Genomic DNA, 21,146 nt, shown 5'->3' on the forward strand with positions numbered 1-21,146 from the left:
GAGTATGTCGCCGCCTTTCTTTTGAATCCCCATCATTATTGATGGGGATTTTTTTTGTTATAGGTATGGCGTGTCGCTTTGCTCGATCCGCCGCCTTTCTTTTGAAAACCCTATCCAAACGGATAGGGTTTTTGTTTTGTTAAACCCCGGATTCCCGGGGTTTTGTTTTTTCCTGACCATAGATGTCACACCTGACAGGTTTACAAAACCTGTCAGGTGTAGCAGATGTTCCAAACAAAACATAAAAAAACCGGAACTTTTCCGGTTTTTATATTTTATAACATCAGGAAAACTTCTAATGCCACACTTTTTGTGTTTCGTAATTGTAGAATTATTCTACACTTTGAAATGGTTTCTACACTTATTTTAAACTGCTAAAAAAAAGTTTTTCTTATTTTAAGTGGTTGTTTTTTAGTGTTTTATATGGGTTTTGTGCTGCTTTTTCGCTTTTGGTATGTTTTTTTCATATAAGCTAAGTGTAACAAAAATTAATAACATATAAAATTTAGTCTTATGAAAAATTTACTTTTATCAACAGCTTTAGTTTTAGGATTAGGAACAACTGCATTCGCAACTAACGTTTCCATTACAGATGTTCAATCTATCGATATCTTTCAACAAAAAGAATACAAAGAAATCAAACCGTCTGAAGTAAATGCAGATGCCTTGAAAAAAATCGGTGAAAAATATGCAGGTTACACTTTAACCGGTGCTGCAGTTGCCGCTGACGGAGAATACAAATTAACATTGCAAAAAGACGGGTCAACTGTAGTTGCTTTGTTCACTTCTGCTGGTGAATTCATCAAAGAAGCTTAATATTTGAAATGTAGTAAGGTGAATAAGTAGATTTTTTCTACTCGGTAAGAGGAGGCATTGGCCTCCTTTTATTGTTTATAGACTTAACACTAATTAACAACCAAAAATGTTAAATTTGTATCGTATCAAATTTAATTGTAAATGAGTTCAAAAATTTTGGTTGTAGACGACGATATTTCTTTTTGCGTAATGGTAAAGACTTTCCTGGAAAAAAAAGGATTTACAGTACACAATGTTTTTTCGGCTAAAGAGGCCGAAGGTATATTAGAAAACGAAACGTTCGACGTTGTATTGACCGATATCCGATTACCGGATAAAGATGGTATTGAGCTATTGCAGTTAATAAAGGCAAAGTCATTTCCCACTCAGGTTATTTTGATGACCGGTTATACCGAAATCAAAACAGCGGTTAATGCCATTAAAATGGGGGCTTTCGATTATGTAGGAAAACCGATTAATCCGGATGAGATTTTGCATACAATTAACCAGTCTTTAAAGAAAAAGGCCAGTCCGATTATAGAAGAAACTATTGATGCAGAAGCCAAGACTTCAACTAAAACAAAGACTTCTTCACAAAATAACACCTTTCCGTTTGTAAAAGGAATTAGTGATCATTCAAATCAGCTACACGATTATATCGAATTGGTGGCACCTACTAATATGTCGGTATTGATCATTGGTGATAGCGGAACCGGTAAAGAATATATTGCCCATAGTATACACGTGCAAAGCAAGCGTAATGACAAACCGTTTATCGCGGTCGATTGTGGTGCGATTCCTAAAGAGTTGGCTTCAAGTGAGTTTTTTGGACATTTAAAAGGTTCTTTTACTGGAGCGTTTAACGACAAAACCGGACATTTTGAAGCAGCGAATGGCGGAACTTTATTCTTGGATGAAGTCGGAAATCTGTCGTATGAAGTACAGATACAGTTATTGCGTGCCTTACAGGAGCGTAAAATCAAGCCGGTTGGAAGTAATAATGAAATAGGGGTTGATATACGTGTGATTGCTGCAACTAATGAGGATTTACAAGAGGCGGTCAAAAAAGGCGATTTCCGGGAAGATTTATACCATCGTCTGAATGAATTCAGTATTAAAGCACCACGACTATCCGAAAGAAAAAATGATATCCTGATTTTTGCCAATCATTTTCTGGAAATGGCCAATCACGATCTTGAAAAAGAGGTACAAGGCTTTTCCCAGCCGGTAACCGATTTGTTTTTAACTTACGATTGGCCTGGGAATCTACGGGAAATGAAAAACATTATCAAACGTTCGGTGTTGCTGACTAAAGGGGATATGGTGCTGAAAGAAGTGCTGCCTCAGGAAATGTTCGACACTCCGTATCAGGAAAAAACAGAAAGCGAGTTCCAGTTGTATTCATCTAAAGATGAAGAAAAGGCGATTCTCGATGCGTTGGAACGGGCGCGTTTTAATAAAACCAAGGCGGCTCAGTTGTTAGGAATCGACCGGAAAACCTTATACAATAAAATCAAACTTTATAATATCGAGCTTTAACGGATTTCAAATTTTAGTTTCTCGATTAATACTTCCAGTTGATCAATGATCGATTGTACATATTCCTTTTGATTGACCTTTTGGAAGTCAAGCGTTTTGTCTTCCAAAGGGATTAAAAGGGCCACAATAGATTGCACTTCCATTTGTTTGAGCATCGGGATTAGTTTATGAGCCAATTGGGCAATTGCTTCCTGATCCTTATTTGCGACGGCTGTTTTTAATCCTTCGATGTTGTCGCTGCAACTGTTGATAAAGGCTGTTATGATGCCTTCTAACGCTTTACGGTCGTTTTGCGTAAACTGATTCAGACTGCTAAGATTGTACAGTTGGAGGTTGCGATGTTGGCTCTGATCGTATTTGATTTCACGAACCACGCGTCCTTCAAAAATAGCTTGTAATTGACTCAATAAGTCTTTTAATTGTATCGGTTTGGGGTGAAATGTCTCAAATCCTTTTTTGATAAAATCTTCAAATACCAAATCACGTTTTCCGGTTAACGCAATAATGGGTAACGAAGCCAGATTTGGGTTACTTTTAATCGCTTCAACCAGTTCAAAACCATCCATTTTAGGCATTTGAATATCGGTGATGATCAGATCAAACGGAGTTTTTAGTAGCATGGTGACTACTTTTGTAGCATCCGGTGTGGTGGTTACCTTAACCGAATAGGCAGCCAAAATTTCTTCCATTAATTTTAATTGCATAACATCATCGTCTACAATCAGGATCTTTTTGTCCTTTAGAAAATCGTATGCCGTGGTGTCATTTTCGGAAGAAGGATGTAAAACCGATTGTTCGGCAGGGATATTCGGAATCCGAACGGTAAATGTCGAGCCCTTGTTTTCTTCGCTTTCCAGTGTAATGGTTCCGCCTAAAAGTTCGATAATCCGTTTAGCAATCGTAAGGCCAAGTCCGGTTCCGCCATATTTTTTTTCAATTCCGGAATGCGCCTGCGTAAATTCTTTAAAAACGTCTTTTTGTTTGTTTTTCGGAATTCCAATACCGGTATCGCTCACTTTAATCGAGATCCAGTCTGAATCGAGTCCGGCGGCTACAACTACTTGTCCTTCGGGTGTAAATTTGATGGCATTCGTCACCAGGTTGGTCAACACTTGTTTGATACGGTACGGATCGGAAACAAAAAGGCCGTCTAGTTCCTTTTGAATGTTCCACTGCAATTGAATCCCTTTATTCGTAGCATTCGGAACCAAAGGCTGACAACTGTTTTCGATCAGGTCTTTAAAATTAAAGTTGATTTTCTCGATTTTAATTTTGTTGTTTTCCAGTTTCGAAAAATCGATCAGGTCGTTAACCAACTTGAGGATATAATGGGACGAATGTTTGATATTGTCCAGGTATTGTAGCTGTTTTGGGGAAACGGGCGTATTTTTTAGCAGGTCGGAAAAGCCGATAACACTTCCCAATGGCGTCTGGATATCGTGCGTAACGGTAGCCAAAAGCATGGTTTTGCTTCGGAGAAGATCTTCTTTTTCTGAATTAAGCCGTTCCAATTGCATCCTGTATTTTTGATTCTTCTGTAAATCACGAACAATAATTAAGCCAAAAAGAATCACGAGTAAAAGTGCAACTGCTCCAATCCACGCAATATTTTTGGTGGTTTTGCTAATGGCAAATTTTGATTCGTTGATGGTTTGATAGGATTTCTGTAGGATTTCTTTTTCAACGGATATTAGTACATTCCGAAGCTGATCGGAAATAACGCGGTTTTCGTCCAGTAATTTTTGTTCTCTTTTAAATAGCTGACTTTTAATTCGGTTTTCTTTGGTTACGACATCCGAAATAATTTTTTCGAAAGCCAGAACCAGTGAATCGTTCGACACCGGAAGTACACTTAACGAATCACGTTGGTGTGGATTGAGGACATTATCGAGGAATTTTCGAATCTGCGAATTGTTGCGCGCCCGACTAACCGGCTGGAAGTTTAAAACCAACGAGTCTTTAACATTATAAATCTTGGTTATGGCTTTGTCCAGGTTGTTTTCGTGACTGTATTTTTTTCGGAAGTCAAGAATCTCGCGAATACTTTTCCGCTTCTTTTTTAAAAGCATCTGTATGGAGTCGAATTTTACAAGCTGATTGTCGTCGGCACCTTCCTTGATCGTTTCAATTTCAGAATTGATACTGTCCAGTAAGCGGTAATATTCGTTGATGGTGGTTTTGTTTTCGGTGAGCATCGCCGATCGGCCGATGGCTTCCGATGTATAGAGATTGGTTACGACATTACTGATCCTCAGGATTTTTTTGTTTTCTTCCGATGTCGTCTCTTTTGGAGTAGCAAGTTTTAGAATTTCGGAATAGATATACCAAACCGAAATCACCGCGATAACAATCAGGAAAATATATCCCAGAACAACTTTAAATTGTAATGATTTGGCTCTTTTATCCATTTTATAAAGATACTCGATCTGCTTTTGTAATCAAAAAAAAAGTCCAACGCAATGTTGGACTCCTTTATTGTGAAGGGTTTGAAATTAAGAAACCAAACCTCTTGAAATTACAATTCTCTGGATTTCGGAAGTTCCTTCGTAAATCTGAGTGATCTTAGCATCACGCATCATACGCTCTACATGATACTCTCTTACATATCCGTTACCACCGTGAATCTGAACCGCCTCGATAGTCGTATCCATTGCTACCTGTGATGCATATAATTTTGCCATCGCTCCGGAGTGTGAAATATCCTGTCCGGCATCTTTTTCGCAAGCGGCTTTAAAACACAACATTCTGGCAGCAGTGATTTGTGTTGCCATATCGGCCAATTTAAAAGCAATTGCCTGGTGTTTGAAGATTTCTTTTCCGAAAGCTTTACGCTCCTGTGAGTATTTTAACGCCAATTCGTAAGCTCCGGAAGCAATTCCCAATGCCTGAGAAGCAATTCCGATACGACCACCGTTTAATACACCCATTGCAAAGTTAAATCCGAATCCGTCGGCACCAATTCTGTTTTCTTTTGGTACTTTAACGTCGGTAAACATTAACGAATGTGTGTCGGATCCGCGGATTCCCATTTTTTGTTCTTTTGGACCGATTTCAAAACCTGCCCATCCTCTTTCAACGATAAAAGCATTGATTCCTTTGTGTCCTTTTTCTACATCAGTCTGTGCAATTACAATATAAGTAGAAGCAGTATTACCGTTGGTAATCCAGTTTTTAGTTCCGTTTAACAAATAATGATCCCCCATATCGATGGCAGTCGTTTTTTGTGATGTAGCATCCGATCCGGCTTCTGGCTCTGATAAACAGAACGCGCCGATAACTTCACCTTTAGCTAGTGGTACTAAATATTTTTCTTTTTGTTCTTCGTTACAGTATTTTTCAAGACCGGCACATACTAACGAGTTGTTAACTGACATAACTACGGCAGCAGAAGCATCCACTTTAGCGATTTCTTCCATAGCCAATACGTAAGAAACACTGTCCAATCCAGCTCCACCATATTTAGGGTCAACCATCATTCCCAAAAATCCTAATTCGGCCATCTTTTTAACCTGTTCTTCAGGGAATTTCTGGTGTTCATCTCTTTCAATTACGCCTGGTAGTAATTCGGTTTGAGCAAAATCACGAGCAGCCTGCTGTATCATCAAATGCTCTTCAGTCAGTTTAAAATCCATTTCTTATAAGTTATTTTGTTTGAATGTTCTTTAAAAAAGTTCCCAAATATAGCGTATAAATGTCATACTTTCAACTGGATTGCCTAATTTTAACCCATGCAAAATAGTGTCTATAACGTTATCGGAGTCATGTCCGGAACTTCCCTGGACGGGATTGATCTGGCAGCTATAACTTTTACGCTGGAAAACCAACAGTGGCAATTTCAAATCCAACAATGTGAAACGGTTCCGTATTCGGAAGAATGGATCGGATGGCTTCGTGAAGCCGTCGGTTATACACCGTTACAACTGGAAATGTTAAACGAGAATTATACCGTTTTACTGGCTGACGTAATCCGTGATTTTATCCAAAAAAATGATATTCAGAAATTGGACGCAGTATGTTCGCATGGACATACCATCTTGCACCAACCGCAAAACGGACTGACACTGCAGATCGGAAACCTGCCGAAAATTGCTAAACTGATCGGACAAAAAGTAGTCTGTGATTTCCGGGTAGATGACGTGGCCCTTGGTGGACAAGGTGCGCCATTGGTTCCTATTGGCGATCGGTTATTGTTTGCCGATTATGCCTATTGCCTGAATCTGGGCGGCTTTTCCAATGTTTCGTTTGAAGAAAACAACAACCGGATTGCTTTTGATATTTCGCCGGTCAATACCGTGCTGAATTGTTATGCGGAAAAATTGGGCTATGCCTATGACGACCGTGGAAAACTGGCAGCAAAAGGTAAGGTGTCGGAAAAACTGTTGGAAGAACTGAATGCGTTGCCGTTTTATCAGGCCAGACATCCCAAATCGCTTGGATTTGAATTTGTAAAAGAAACCGTTTTTCCATTGATTGATCAGCATGAATTGCCGGAATCGGATGTGTTGGCTACGTTTACAAAACATATTGCGTTTCAGATAGGCCGGGCGTTACCGTTACCCAAAGGTAATTTATTGATTACCGGCGGTGGTGCCTATAATCATTTTCTTATTGAGTTGATCAAGGAGAATTTGCCCGAAATGAAAGTTGCTGTTCCCGATACCAAAACAATCGAATTTAAAGAAGCGCTGATCTTTGGTTTGCTAGGTGTTTTAAAGCTTCGCAACGAAATAAATGTACTGGCCAGCGTTACCGGAGCCCGTCATAATCACAGTTCCGGAAGAATTTATGATATAGCGTAAAAACTTTGAGATTTTAAGAGTTTCAGGCTATATTTGTGCGACTTAAAAAACAACAATACAATAAATAATTACATAAAATGAAAGATTTATTAAAGAAATTCGAAAATAAAGAACCGGAAGTAGTATTCCATTGGAAAGATGCGGAAACGGAAGCGGAAGGATGGACAGTGATCAACTCATTAAGAGGAGGTGCTGCCGGAGGTGGAACCCGTATGCGTAAGGGATTGGATATGAATGAGGTGTTGTCACTTGCCAAAACAATGGAAGTGAAGTTTTCGGTTTCGGGACCTGCAATTGGCGGTGCAAAATCTGGAATTAATTTTGATCCGAACGATCCACGAAAAAAAGGCGTTTTACAACGCTGGTATAAAGCAGTTTCCCCATTGTTGAAAAGCTATTACGGAACCGGTGGCGATTTAAACGTGGACGAAATCCACGAAGTAATCCCGATGACAGAAGAATGTGGGGTTTGGCATCCGCAGGAAGGGGTTTTTAACGGACATTTTAAACCGACTGAAGCTGACAAAATTAACCGTATCGGACAATTGCGTCAGGGTGTGGTTAAAGTAATCGAAAACACAACGTTCTCTCCGGATATCAACAGAAAATATACGGTTGCTGATATGATCACCGGATATGGTGTGGCACAGGCAGTTCGTCATTTCTACGCTATTTATGGTGGAAGCGTACAAGGTAAAAAAGCCATCGTACAAGGTTTTGGTAACGTAGGTTCGGCTGCGGCGTTCTACTTAGCTGAAATGGGTGCGAAGGTTGTTGGAATTATCGATAGAGACGGAGGGTTGATCAAAGAAGAAGGATTCTCGTTCGAAGAGATCAGAACTTTATTCTTAAACAAAGACGGAAACAAACTGGTTGCCGATAACATGATTCCTTTCGAAGAAATCAATGCTAAAATCTGGAATTTGGGCGCGGAAATCTTTACTCCGTGTGCGGCGTCAAGATTGGTAACCAAAGAACAGGTGGATAATATGATCGCATCCGGATTGGAAGTGATTTCATGTGGGGCGAATGTTCCGTTTGCGGATAAAGAGATTTTCTTCGGTCCGATTATGGAGGAAACCGATAGTAAAGTGAGTTTAATTCCGGACTTTATTTCCAACTGTGGAATGGCTCGTGTGTTTGCTTATTTTATGGAGAAAAAAGTTCAAATGACAGATGAGTCGATCTTTAACGATACATCGGATATCATTCGTACAGCGATCGAAAAAGTTCACGCATTGAATTCAGATAAGAAAAACATTAGTGCAACAGCTTTTGAAATAGCACTAAAACAACTTTTATAATAGCCAAAACGTCCAACAATTTGTTGGACGTTTTTTTTTAATAATAATTATTTACCTTTATTGCCGTTATAAAGAAAAAAGGAATGCTATTTGCTAGTCCTTTTGGTACAGTTTATTTAGCGAAATAATGAAAGGATTCGAAACAGAACAGGAAAAGAAATCATTTGTGATCACCACGGTATTATGCGGGGTGATTATCGCATTGCTGTTTCTTTTAAAATTTTCGTCCACATTGGATATTATGCAGCTTGAAGGTGGTGGAGGCGGAGGAATCGCTGTGAATTTTGGTGACAGTGATGTCGGTTCCGGAAAAAATTTACAGAGCGAAGTACTCAATGTATCCAATCATACGAAAGCGACTCCGGCTACTCCGGCGCCACAAGAGGAAATCATCGGTCAGGATTATGACGATGCTCCGGTAGTGGCGACGACCAAAAAAGTGGAGAAAACAAAAGTAACCCCAAAACCGGTGGATAAACCCGTGCCGACTCCGGAAAAACCAAAACCATCCAAATCGACAACCGATGCGCTGGCAAATTTGATGAACGGTTCAAAATCCGGTGGTGATGGCGACGATAATGCCAGTGGTAACAAAGGGAAACTAAACGGCGATAAAAATGCTTCCGGCTATTATGGCGGAGGTGGTTCCGGAAATGGAAAAGGATCGGGTAATGGTGATGGCGAAGGACCGGGTTCCGGTAACGGAAAAGGTGGCGGTTATGGAAACGGAAACGGTACCGGAGTTGGAAACTACCAATTGGCCGGGCGTAAAGCGATTTCAAAACCAAACCCAGATTATACTTGTAATGAAGAAGGTCGTGTAGTCGTTGAAATAGAAGTAGACAAAAACGGAAAAGTAATTGGTGCCGAAGCTGGCGCTAGAGGAACGACCAATATAGCCAAATGTCTGTTGGATCAGGCGCGAAAGGCAGCCATGCTAACCAAATTCGACCCGAATCCAAGCGCACCGGACAAACAGGTGGGAAAAATTATATATAACTTCAAGTTGACAGAGTAAAGATTTCTTTACTCTTTTTTCTTTTATAGCAGATGAATTATCAGGAAACGTTAGACTGGATGTTTGCACAATTGCCAATGTTTCAGCAGCAAGGCGCCTCAGCCTATAAAAAAGATTTGACCAATACGGTTTTACTGTGTAAAGAATTGGGAAATCCGGAAACTAAAATCAAAACGATACATATTGCCGGAACCAACGGAAAAGGATCGACGTCCTCGATGGTCGCTTCGGTTTTACAGGAAGCGGGTTATAGGGTAGGATTGTATACGTCGCCGCATTTAAAGGACTTTCGGGAGCGGATTAAAATTAACGGTGTCGAAATACCGGAAGTTTTTGTATGTGATTTTATCGCCCAACATAAGACGTTTTTCGAAAGCAATCAGTTGAGTTTTTTTGAAATGACCGTTGGTTTGGCCTTCGATTATTTTGAAAAGGAAAAAGTAGATGTTGCCGTTATTGAGGTCGGTATGGGCGGCCGATTGGATTCGACGAATGTGATCACGCCTTTGGTGTCGGTCATCACGAATATAGGTTTTGATCATACACAGTTTTTAGGAACGACCTATCGTAAGATTGCGTTCGAAAAAGCCGGAATCATCAAGCCGGGTATTCCTGTCGTGATAGGAGAATATAACGAAGAAACCCAGCCGGTTTTTATCGGGAAAGCAACGGAATGCGGTTCGGAACTTTATTTTGCATCCGATTTGATCACTCGGGATTATTCCGGGGCTTTATTGGGCGATTACCAATTCCATAATAAAAAGACGGTAGTACAGACGGTGGAAATCTTAAAGCGTTTCTTTACGATTACCGAACAAAACCTCGAAAACGGCCTGCTGAATGTGGTAAAAAATACCCAACTCCGCGGTCGGTGGGAGCAAATTCATTCCAATCCAAAGGTGATTTGCGACACGGCGCATAACAGTCACGGGTTAAAAATTGTCTTAAATCAGATACAAAAAGAAAAATTTGACCACTTATATTTTGTTTTAGGAGTGGTAAACGACAAAGATCTGGATTCAATTTTGCCGTTATTTCCAAAAAATGCGCGTTATTTTTTCTGTAAGCCCAATGTGCCAAGAGGATTAGCGGCTACGGTTTTACAACAAAAAGCAAACGAATTCGGACTTATGGGGTCGGCATTTGGTTCTGTGTCAGAAGCTTATGCAGAAGCCTTGCGGATAGCAGGCTCAGCCGATTTTATCTATGTTGGTGGCAGTACTTTTGTTGTAGCGGAAATTTTATAATTTTTTCCGGTTTTTGTTTGCAGATCTAAAAAACTGTCCTATATTTGCACTCGTAATCAGGAACACAATTGCTGACTACAAAAAACATAAGGGCGATTAGCTCAGCTGGTTCAGAGCACCTCGTTTACACCGAGGGGGTCGGGGGTTCGAACCCCTCATCGCCCACAAATTTTAAAAACTCCAAATTCGCAAGATTTTGGAGTTTTTTGTTTTTCTGTTGTTATGAATTTTGTTGTATACATTTTATTTAGTGAAAGTAAAAATAGATTCTATATTGGATTTACGTCTAATTTGGAAGAACGGCTTATTCGGCATAATCAAAAAAGCAAGGGGTTTACCGGAAATGTAAACGATTGGAAAGTTGTTTACACAGAAAATTATGAAACCAAAGAGCTTGCTCACAATAGGGAATTACAAATTAAATCATGGAAAAGCAGAATTAAAATTCAAGAATTAATTAAAAATAAAGATTAGTTCAGCTGGTTCAGAGCATTCCGATTTCATCGGAAGTGGTCGGGGGTTCGAACCCCTCATCGCCCACAGAATTTAAAACTCCAAAATCGTTTGACTTTGGAGTTTTTTGTTTTATACTTTTTGCGATTAGCGCAACTGGTTTGGAGCATTCCGATTTTATCGGAAGTGGTCGGGGGCGAACCTCTATTGTCCACAACTTTACAAAAAAGTCCTGATTTTTAAAATCCTGACTTTTTATCTCTCTCTTTTGGCTCTAAATTATAAAGCAATAGTTGTACATGTTTCATTGATGATTGGAGGAAACACTTTATGCTTTACAATAACTACAAAAATATTCTTCGAATAGCCAACTTATGTTGGTCAATGCCTTATAAATCTCATATGGTACATCTTTATTATTAAGGTAGCTTTCTATCCCGCGTTTAGTGTTTGTATAATTATTTATGTTTCCATTGTTACCCATCGCGGGGTCCGATTCTAAAATACATTCTACTGCAAAGACGGAATCCAATAGCCTTATAAATAGTCAAATAACATTACTTCTGATAATTTTGAACCTTGAAAATATAAATTTTAAAGTTCGTTTTAGAGCAATATAACGACGTTGAAAAAGACCGTGCCAAAGAGCTGTTTTCTTTTTCAAAAGTGTGTAAGTCGGAGGTGGTATCGATCCCTTTTATAGGTGTCGAATGCTATCCGATGACAGGTTGCTCTAAAAGTTACAATCAAAAAAGTATGAGCCATTTGACCCTTCCAGCTGAAAGTATTCAGAGAGAATATATAGAAAAAGAGGTACTCATTACTAAAAATAGTGAGCATACTAAAACAAAAAAAGAACATGTAAACCATCATTCTCTGAATAAAGAAATGGAATGGTTGGAAGCGCTCATAGCGATGCGTTGTAAGGAACTGTTTTTAAAAGGGAAAACAACGGATGAAACCTTTGAGAAAATTCCGGAATTACCAGTGGTTGATCATACCTCACCCTATGGTACGATCATCAATACGTATAACCTCCAGGAGATGGATCGGGTTTTACTGGTGCTAGGCGTTGCATCGGCACATTATCCATCGTTATTTAAGTCGTTTATACAAATAGAAGAAACGAATAATGCATTGGCAATCGATGTGGGAGGCGAATATAACCGAGCCAGTCGGACGTTTAAACCAACTTTCCAAACAGCTCTTTTTTTACTCGCCGGGAAGGATTTATCGTTATGGTCCCGTTATAATGCACAACTCCTTGACGGAAGTGTTGTATTGCAAAATGACATTATTTACAATCGTAGCACTACCGATTTTATTCATGGGCAAATTGAATTGGATACGGCTTATTCCGGATATTTTTTATCCGGTAAAAAACCACGACTGGATCATGGAAATTACTTCCCGGGAAGTCTATACGAGTCGGATCTGACATTAGATGATATTGTTTTAGAACCAATGGTACGCGAACAAATAAAACCGATCGGGCAGTATATCAAAGCCTTGGAAAGTGGTTTTTTTAAAAGTGACAACCACCATTTTAAATCCGGATTTATGGCCTTGTTTTATGGTCCGCCGGGAACCGGAAAAACAATGTTGGCCGGAATACTTGCAAATACGTATGGTATTGATATGTACCACGTTGACCTTTCTCAGGTGGTGAGTAAATACATTGGAGAGACGGAAAAAAATCTTGAAATGCTTTTTAACCGACTACAAGGTAAAAACTGCATGCTTTTCTTTGATGAAGCCGATTCGTTATTTGGTAAGCGTTCCGATGTAAAGGATGCCCACGATCGGTATGCGAATCAGGAAGTATCGTATTTGCTGCAACGAATCGAAAAATTTGACGGACTTACGATTTTGGCTTCCAACTTTGAAAATAACATGGACGATGCTTTTAAACGCCGTATCGATTTGTCTATAAATGTAATCCGGCCAACAGAAGCAACCCGGGAAGCACTTTGGAAGCAATATTTACCTAAAAATGTAACATTCGAAAGCGAACCGTTTTTAAAACACCTGTCTAAAGAATATTCCTATACGGGTGCCAATATTAAGAACATTATGAAAAATGTCGCCATAGCGTTACATAGCTCGGGCGGGACGATTATTACGCACGATTTGATCAGCCCGTTTTTAGCCATAGAAAGCGAAAAAGCTTTCGGGAAAAATCAGGCCCGGGTACACCCATTTATACGAAAAACCGAATAGAACCTACCTAAAATCTTTTATAACGATACTGTTATACACCAATTAGCAAGATATGACCAGAAAAAAAACATTTGCGCCCAGGACAAAAAAGAAGGAGGAGCAATCAAGCGCGTATTCACAAGCTGGCAACAAAACAAAAGTGAAAATCACGGATCAGGATGCCGCCATACGAATAAAAGAAAATGAAGTTACCGGACTGACCTACGACGGGTTTAAGAACCAGGCTTTTAATAAAATTGAAAAAGGCTTTTCCACTTTGGAGTTTTCTGAAAGTGGACTTGCGGTTTTGGAAATTAACAAAGCACTACATCAGTTAGGCTACACTACATCCGAAAAACAAACCGTTTTTTTAGAAAATACACAAAATGCGCTCATCGCTTTTCAGAAGGATCATGGAATTACGCCTTCGGGTATTTTTGATAAGAGCACTTTATTCATAATGAATCAGGTGCTAAGTGCCACACAGGAAAATGAAAGTGAGGATGAAGGCCTTTCTATTCCGGAACGGGCAAAAATGTTATACGAAGGATTTACCTATAGAACGCTATATATTTTTGGAGGTACGGACGAAGACAAAATATTTAGCGCTTTAGAGAAACTTTCGTCAGCTAATAGAATAGAGCTTATTGCCTATTACGATAAAGAGTACCGTTCCAAAAGGAAGAAAGGATTGGTGGAAGAACTATACGACGAATTAGGCAACAGTGATCTTTATAAAGCGATAAATTTATTGTATGCCAATTACGAAAAACCGCAGAAAGAAGAACCGCAGGAGGAGCAAAAGGAAAAAACAACGACCAATGAAATGGGCGATCTGGAGTTTGGGGTAACGAATCTGGAGACAGTTCATGTTATTTCGAAACATCCTTGGATTAATGCTAAAACAAAGTATACCATTGAAGGCTCTAAAATTGAGTTTGATTGTGTCTTCGATTACCCAACGGGATCATTTCGCTCGTTGGATGAAAAACTCGTATTGCCACGAGTAGTCCGCAAAGTACTGGTTCAAAAAAATAATAGGGTTTACGATCTTTTTGCGACGCCCTATTTTCGTGCCGCTAATAATACTTATCAGGATGGAAGGGTGATTAATAGCTTTTCGATAGGTGCCTACGATCCGGGTGTCTATACCTTTATGTTCATTATAGAAGATACAAAGAAAAAAGAATACAGCGCCTATACAACTACACATGAGGTTAAAACCCTTGCCGATGCGGCTACAGATGAGTTGTCTTCAAATGAAACGCAAAGTTATAATGACTTCAGACAACAAGTAGCCTTTGTTGAGCAGAATCTGTCGAAAAGTGCCGATAAAGACCAGAAAACCGATCCGAATTTTTATATACAAGCGAAAAGTTTTACCGAGAATCCGGCAAGAATGGCAAGTGAAAGTGGAAGTTATGTTCCGCAATTATATTATTCTTTACAAGGAAAAGTGAACACCAAAGACAACCATTATTTTTGGTTTGCAGAAATTACAACGCCAAAAGAAATGGCTAGTGGTGCGAGTGCATTGTTAGGAGTGGATTATGCTAGGGATGCCGTTGTACATGGTTATCAAAGAGGGGAATACTACGGTAAAGATGGCTGGAAAATGAATTCGTCACAACCAGCTGCTACGTTTTTAGGAACGATGACCGGGGTTTTTGTGATTCATTGTGTGGAATTGGATAAAGACAACAAACCAACCGAGCGTTATGCGTCCTACCGACAAGTTGTGTTGCCAAGTGAGGATTATGAAACCCTTCAAAAATTTAAAAAATATAAAGCAGCTATTGATACCAGTTTTAATGCAATTAAACCGGGAACAGCGGTAGAAGTAAATGCGATTGCCATAGAAACCAAAACCACTAAAACGATAGCACTTAATTTATTTTTAGGAAAAAGCAAAAACAATCCGGGGAATTATGTTTTATCCGACCTTACACCGGGAGTCGAACATAAACGTACATACGAAGGAAAAAGTATAAAAGAATTATTTGAAAGTTTTGATAGCAAAAATACCTATCCGGATGGTATGCTGGCCTACGAAATCCCGGCAAACGATTTTGGCTACCCTACTTTAAAAGGGAATTTCACTACAAATGGGGCCTCGTTCTTTGAAACGGTTTCTTCGGGAGCTGGTTGGGCGTCGTTAGGATTGGCAGTAGCCGGAATAGTAGCTTCGTTTACCCCGGCAGCACCAATTGCACCGTTCTTGTTTGTGGCCTCCGGAGCAACTGGAGCTACTTCCGGAGCGGCTAGTATTATGGATAAAATGGAAAAAGGAACCCTTACATCCGAAACCTTAGCCCTAGATACCATCATGATTGCTTCTAGCTTTTTGGCCATTGGAGGTGCCATGTCCCGAATCGCTTATAAAGGAGTGCCAATTGTTAAAATATCGGCAACGGGATTGCGCTATATTGTGATAACCGACTTTGCCTTAAATGGTACGGCGGGTATTATGATTACTGTCGACGGTCTGGAGAGCATAAAAGCGATCAATGCTAATGATCAACTAACGACATCCGAAAAAATAGATGCCACGGTTAGGATCGTAGCGCAATTAACCTTAACTACGGGCTTGTTGGTGTTGAGTAGTAAAAACTTAAAAGGAGCAGAAATAGAACAGCTTCCGGTTGAAAAAAAGAAAACAGTAACAACAAAACAAAAATTCAACCCGGAACAACACGCTGAATTTATTGATACTCCGGAAAATTTACCAAGAGGAAAAGCTCCAAAACCGACGGAAAATAAAATAACCGAAACGGAAGCACCGAAAAAGAAACCGGCTACAACCAAACCACAAATCGAAACGGTTCCGACTAAAAAATATTTGGCAGAAACGGAGTTGCAAAATTTTGAAAAAGCCTTAGAGTCGGCAGATCCTAATGTTCGCGCCGAGATCAATAAAATGAATACGGAAGAGTTTGATAACCTTAAAAGAGGTTATAAAGATAATCCGAAAGCCTTTACCGAAGCTTTAAAAAGTTATGACAGCTTCTTTGGCGATACTGGATGGCATAAATTTTGGAAAAATACACCCGACATCATAAATTCGCTAGATGATATTGATAAATTAAAACGTGGAAATAAACTATTACCAACCGGTGATGCGACCGATATTGAACTGGCTTCGGTTCACGCTTTTACGGTCGATGGAGGATTTATAAACACACCATCTCGTTTTATGCCTTCCTGGTGGGGCGAATACAACAGTCAGGTATATAAAAATTTAAAAAGTGCTCTGGACAAACTGAGAAAAGTTAAAGAACGAAATATGAGCGGGAAAATAGTATTTAGTGGACGTACGGAAAAGTTAGAGTATTTTGAGTCAACGCTAAAAAATGGAAAAGGGACAGAAGTTGCTTTTACAGGGATGGTATCCGGTTCATTAGATAGAAAAGTGGCCGAAGGATTTATCGAGCTTTCTGCTAAAAATGCAGGAAGAGCAAAAGGACAAACAGCAGGAACAGCAGAAGTAGTAGAAAAAGTAGCCATTATTAGAAAAATTGAAACCGTAGAAGGTGTTTATATTGATGACTTGTCCGATTGGGGGAAAAATTTTGGTAAAATAAGACACGCCGATGCGAATCCGCCGTCTACAATGATACAGGAGGAAGTACTTATGAACGAAGGGTATTTCCGTCAAATGACGGAACCCAAGTATACCGAGACCATTAATGGTATAAAACATTATGAGATCGAATACAAAGAATTAGTAAAACCATTAAAATAAAGAAATATGATTTTTGCCATAGACGATTTTACACCTTTTAAAAACGAATTGCCCGAGTTTAATTTAAGATTATTATTAAATATCGAAGATTTAAATAATGCTATTTTTGAGGAAGTGTTTGCGGTACTTACACCACCACAGCAAGAACAGTATCGTATTTATAAAACGTCTGAAGAAGCTCAAAAATACAGAGAAGAGCGAAACGCGGAACTACCTTATATCGATTTTAGTAGTTTGCCCGAGACTTTTGACGAGGATTTATTACAAAAAATTAGTGTATATCAAAATGAAGGAGAAGTAAGAAGAGCAATATTTGATTCGCTATCCGAAGATCACATAGGTCAGATGGCGCGATTTAACGCAAAAATACGGGAAGAAGAAAAAGCCCGAAGTCGCGCCTTAATGTCGGACGAGGAAAAAAGAAAAGAAAAGGAATGGTGGGATAATTATAATGCCGATCCAACACCACGCTTTTTCGGGAATATGGGGGAACCGGATACCGTAACCGGCTATATTTTAAAATATGGTTTTAATCCCATAACACGCGAACCGGAAACTATTGAAAGTTTTAATCAAAAGTATACCATCGATCCCAAAACAGGCGATCCTATTCCAAAAGAAAACCAGGAATAGTACCTGTACCTATTGCTTATAGTTGAACACCAGTAATAAATTGTAAAAACCACAACACAAAAAGTTGTGGTTTTTGTTTTTTTATAACTTTTGTTAGGTTTAAAACATGAAAGTCCATAAATGATAATATTACGGCTGTAATTTTAAGATACAAAATAGATTGTATTTAAAAACTTTGAGTATTTTTATGACATTCAAAATAGCGGTAAATACTTACAAACCGCAAGCGATGATTAAAGAGTCTAAATGAGCTTTAAGGAATAACTCTTTAAAATGTAATGGAATTAATTCCGGAGCAATTTTACAATAATTACAGTCAACCAAATATCTAAATATGGATTTTCAACAAGAACTCAATGCAATTTTTGAGCTTATAAAAGACACGCTTCCCGCCGGTGTCACGTTCACCCGCTATAGCATTCCTTCCTATTCTGGTCGCGGAACAACCGGTAAGTCCTATTTTGCGCTTATCGATGGAAAGGTAAATCGCGAAGCAATTCCCGATGCGTTAAATCACGACCGTGAACATCGCAATAATGAGATCAACCAACGGATCAGAAAAGTCGAATTCGATATTGCCGTTGCCCAGGAACCGGGACGTTTTGTGCTCTTTTCCATTTCAAAAGAAAATGGCTATACCTATAAAATCGCTACACCGGAAGAATTGCTTTTCCATACCAAATTAGACCTGATGCAAAATGTTGATCACGGAACGAAAAAGGAAAGTTTTGCCGAAGTGGCTCCGGATAAAAAAAACGGAGAACCGGATGTGGTCGGCCGACAAAAAATCTACTACGAAAATGGAGAGGTCAAGGAATATAGTGGCACACCAGTCTCCGATTTCGCAAGAGCGGCTTTCCACGCGCTCGATGGAAAACTGAAGTTCGTGTATGCCATGGCTTCCAAAACGGAGGTCATCATCAAAACGACACCTGCAATTCCGGGTATTACGGAATTATATGAATTCAACGAAGACCTGACATTGGATGCCTCCAAGATTGAGAATATTTATGAATTCCTGGAGTCGTTTAGCGAAGCCAAAATCGAAAAAGGGATCGAAGCACTTCAGGCAAATCCAGAGTTCAAAGCAAAAGCCGAAAAACGCTATGGTCAGTTGATCAAAACCAGAGTGGGGCAAGACGCGGGTATCGAAAGTTTCGAAAAAGCCGCCTTGTCGCGTAAGGAAATCGAACTGTTTAGCGACTGGCATTTTGCCGAAAATGTGATTTCGCTCGGGCGTATGGATGAAGACGAATGCCGTACTGTTGTCGATTTTATCGGAAGTCTGGTGATGAGTCATCTGGATATTCACGAGTTTAAAGCACAAATGGAAGCGACTGAAAACGAAATGGAGCTGCGGGAGGTATATTATTCCGCTTCCCAAAAAGTCAAAGCGGGAATGTTGGCCGAAGCGCTTGTGTATGGTGGTAGTTGGTTCGGACAAATAAGTACACTGCTGGCGAATCATAAGGTCGAAAAATTAATGTTCGAAAAAACACATTTCAAAATCGAAAGCAGCGATGCACTTAAGGCATTTATGTTCTATCTGGATCTTAATAACCGTGTCAGTATGTATTTCGACATCTACCAATCGTATCTCTATGACCTTACGGAATTCTTCTGGTTTTTACCGGCTTTACCGAGAACGGCCTGGGGCGAAACCGACTTTGTGTTACCGGAATTCACCCTAAAATTTAGACGAAAAGCCTATTACAGAATCAACGATGACGGCGAATGGCTTCGAAAAAGCCCGAAACCGGCAGGCGTTGCATAAGCTATAAAACCTATTTCCGAATTTTTCGGAGCCCTTAACCAACCAAACGACAATGGCTACACAAATGTATGAGGTACAGTGGAACGACGCTGTATTAGAAAAACCAATAGTAACCAAACAAGAAATAATCGACTATTGCCGTCATTTCGGGCAGGCGACACCCGAACTTCACGAATTCCTGACGCGTTTCGATTTCGACGAATGGAAATGCATGCTGATTGCTTTCGATTATGTTTACGGAAAACATTCCGACAAAAACGGAGGCGTGGGGAGTGATGCCGTGGCCTATCTCGGGCTTATTGCCACGACCTTTCTGTCGCGCGAAGGCGAAGCACAACTACAGGAATATGTTGGTAAGGAGCGCTTTACATATCCCGAAAACAATCGTACATCGTTCCAGGTTTTCGACGATTGTCCGCTTTGGATTATCCAGGTCGTAAAAAAGGAACAACACTATGCCGACTGTCTGTTTTTTATGCCTGCCGTTTTCTGGAAAGACGCACAAATGCGCGACGATTCCTATGGTTATGAGAAATACACCGTTAGTGATCATAACAAATGGTACGGTGACTTTACCAAAAACGAGCGCCCAATTCAGTACTGGCGCAGACGAATCGGTTCGTATGCACCGAATTTTATCGATCGCGAAGGAACCAAAATTGAATTTGGATTGGGACTTCCCATTTTCGACAAATGGCAAAACCGCATCGTGTATTACGATATCAGAGCGTCCGAAAACATGTATTTCCACGATCTTGCCAATCCGGAAATCCGACACGAAGCAAAAGGTTTCCTGGTGGATTCGCATAATGGCTATTTTTTGAGCACATCGGAAGGATACCATTTTGGACAAAAAGGAAGTTTACTGATCACCGACAAGCAATTCAAAAAAATTTCCAAGACCAAAACCAACGTCTATAATTCGTTTGAAAACGATTTCTGGAATGTTTTTCTCGATACAAAAGGGATCGTGATGACGAATAAAGAGACGAACGAAGAAAGACAGTTTAAATACAAAGAAGTCAATTTAACCAACAATATTGGTGGGAATAATAGCACGGAACTTTCGATTTGGGCAACAGACGATAACACCGTTTGTTTTTTCGAAGGGCGTAATTTTATTACGATCGATAAAGACTTTAACGTCAATGTCGTTTCACCGCGTAAGGAATTCAAAAAAGAAATCCCGGCCTATTTTTATGATTGTTTTATTCGAAACAAATCGCTCGAGCTTGCCAAAAACCGCCGACTGTTCTTTACGAGCGAAGGAGTCTGGATGGTAAATGCCAACGGAAAACTCGACTATTTTAATCCGAAGCTTACTGAAATCACCGGGGAAGCGGTTTTTTACAACGGCATCCAAGACGAAACCTTAGGCGGAATCTGGTTTGTCACAACCAATGACCGACTGGTTTTTACGGATGAAAATTTCGAAAAAGGCTACGTGTTTAACTTTACCGAACAATTCTCCGATCCGCTTCGAAGCGATAATTATTACGCACAACTCTATTTCGATAACGAACAAAATTTATGGACTTCGTTCTATCGCAATACACTTTATAAAATCAACCGAAAAGAATTGGAAAACAAGCTGAAAACGGCGGTCGCCTATGCTCCAAAACAACTTCAAACGCTCTAAAAAA

General features: G+C 39.7%; 14 protein-coding genes and 2 tRNA genes. 14 read left to right on the top strand and 2 right to left on the bottom strand.

Annotation, left to right across the window (positions count from 1 at the left end; genetic code table 11):
- Nucleotides 1-513: 513 nt before the first annotated feature.
- On the top strand, nt 514-816 hold the full coding sequence (locus E6C50_RS09200; protein ID WP_136402944.1) for a hypothetical protein: 303 nt from the start codon (nt 514-516) through the stop codon (nt 814-816).
- A 141-nt stretch (nt 817-957) separates the two neighbouring features.
- On the top strand, nt 958-2,334 hold the full coding sequence (locus E6C50_RS09205; protein WP_136402945.1) for a sigma-54-dependent transcriptional regulator: 1,377 nt from the start codon (nt 958-960) through the stop codon (nt 2,332-2,334).
- Here the strand turns inward: E6C50_RS09205 and E6C50_RS09210 are convergent.
- On the bottom strand, nt 2,331-4,742 hold the full coding sequence (locus E6C50_RS09210; protein ID WP_136402946.1) for a hybrid sensor histidine kinase/response regulator: 2,412 nt from the start codon (nt 4,740-4,742) through the stop codon (nt 2,331-2,333). The genes E6C50_RS09205 and E6C50_RS09210 overlap by 4 nt on opposite strands.
- Before the next feature lie 84 nt (nt 4,743-4,826).
- On the bottom strand, nt 4,827-5,966 hold the full coding sequence (locus tag E6C50_RS09215) for an acyl-CoA dehydrogenase (RefSeq protein WP_136402947.1): 1,140 nt from the start codon (nt 5,964-5,966) through the stop codon (nt 4,827-4,829).
- Nucleotides 5,967-6,062: 96 nt separating this feature from the next.
- Here E6C50_RS09215 and E6C50_RS09220 point away from each other — a divergent pair, with 96 nt between their 5' ends.
- From E6C50_RS09220 to E6C50_RS09275, 12 genes are all read left to right on the top strand, one after another.
- A complete protein-coding gene (locus E6C50_RS09220; RefSeq protein WP_136402948.1) occupies nt 6,063-7,133 on the top strand; it encodes an anhydro-N-acetylmuramic acid kinase in 1,071 nt (356 codons plus the stop codon).
- A 77-nt stretch (nt 7,134-7,210) separates the two neighbouring features.
- Nucleotides 7,211-8,437 carry a Glu/Leu/Phe/Val dehydrogenase dimerization domain-containing protein gene (locus tag E6C50_RS09225; RefSeq protein ID WP_136402949.1) on the top strand — a complete coding sequence of 409 codons (1,227 nt, stop codon included), beginning with the start codon at nt 7,211-7,213 and terminating at the stop codon, nt 8,435-8,437.
- A gap of 127 nt (nt 8,438-8,564) precedes the next feature.
- Entirely contained in the window at nt 8,565-9,455 is an 891-nt protein-coding gene (locus E6C50_RS09230; RefSeq protein ID WP_136402950.1) for an energy transducer TonB family protein, read from the top strand.
- A gap of 32 nt (nt 9,456-9,487) precedes the next feature.
- Nucleotides 9,488-10,702 carry a bifunctional folylpolyglutamate synthase/dihydrofolate synthase gene (locus E6C50_RS09235; RefSeq protein WP_136402951.1) on the top strand — a complete coding sequence of 405 codons (1,215 nt, stop codon included), beginning with the start codon at nt 9,488-9,490 and terminating at the stop codon, nt 10,700-10,702.
- A 90-nt stretch (nt 10,703-10,792) separates the two neighbouring features.
- A tRNA-Val gene (locus E6C50_RS09240) sits at nt 10,793-10,867 on the top strand.
- Nucleotides 10,868-10,924: 57 nt separating this feature from the next.
- On the top strand, nt 10,925-11,176 hold the full coding sequence (locus E6C50_RS09245; protein ID WP_136402952.1) for a GIY-YIG nuclease family protein: 252 nt from the start codon (nt 10,925-10,927) through the stop codon (nt 11,174-11,176).
- Nucleotides 11,171-11,242, top strand: a tRNA-Glu gene (locus E6C50_RS09250). Before E6C50_RS09245 ends, E6C50_RS09250 begins: the two co-directional genes overlap by 6 nt.
- A 669-nt stretch (nt 11,243-11,911) precedes the next feature.
- Entirely contained in the window at nt 11,912-13,375 is a 1,464-nt protein-coding gene (locus tag E6C50_RS09255) for an ATP-binding protein (protein ID WP_211089532.1), read from the top strand.
- A 52-nt stretch (nt 13,376-13,427) separates the two neighbouring features.
- Nucleotides 13,428-17,096: a peptidoglycan-binding domain-containing protein gene (locus E6C50_RS09260; RefSeq protein WP_136402954.1), complete on the top strand. Its 3,669-nt coding sequence runs from the start codon at nt 13,428-13,430 to the stop codon at nt 17,094-17,096.
- Nucleotides 17,097-17,102: 6 nt separating this feature from the next.
- Nucleotides 17,103-17,729, top strand: a complete 627-nt coding sequence (locus tag E6C50_RS09265) for a hypothetical protein (protein WP_136402955.1) — start codon at nt 17,103-17,105, stop codon at nt 17,727-17,729.
- A gap of 334 nt (nt 17,730-18,063) precedes the next feature.
- Nucleotides 18,064-19,503, top strand: coding sequence for a hypothetical protein (locus tag E6C50_RS09270; RefSeq protein WP_136402956.1), 1,440 nt, complete (start codon nt 18,064-18,066; stop codon nt 19,501-19,503).
- 52 nt (nt 19,504-19,555) lie between these two features.
- Nucleotides 19,556-21,142 carry a hypothetical protein gene (locus tag E6C50_RS09275; protein WP_136402957.1) on the top strand — a complete coding sequence of 529 codons (1,587 nt, stop codon included), beginning with the start codon at nt 19,556-19,558 and terminating at the stop codon, nt 21,140-21,142.
- Nucleotides 21,143-21,146: the final 4 nt, after the last annotated feature.

The sequence above is a fragment of the Flavobacterium supellecticarium genome, assembly GCF_004801375.1.
GTDB classification, from domain to species: Bacteria; Bacteroidota; Bacteroidia; order Flavobacteriales; family Flavobacteriaceae; genus Flavobacterium; species Flavobacterium supellecticarium.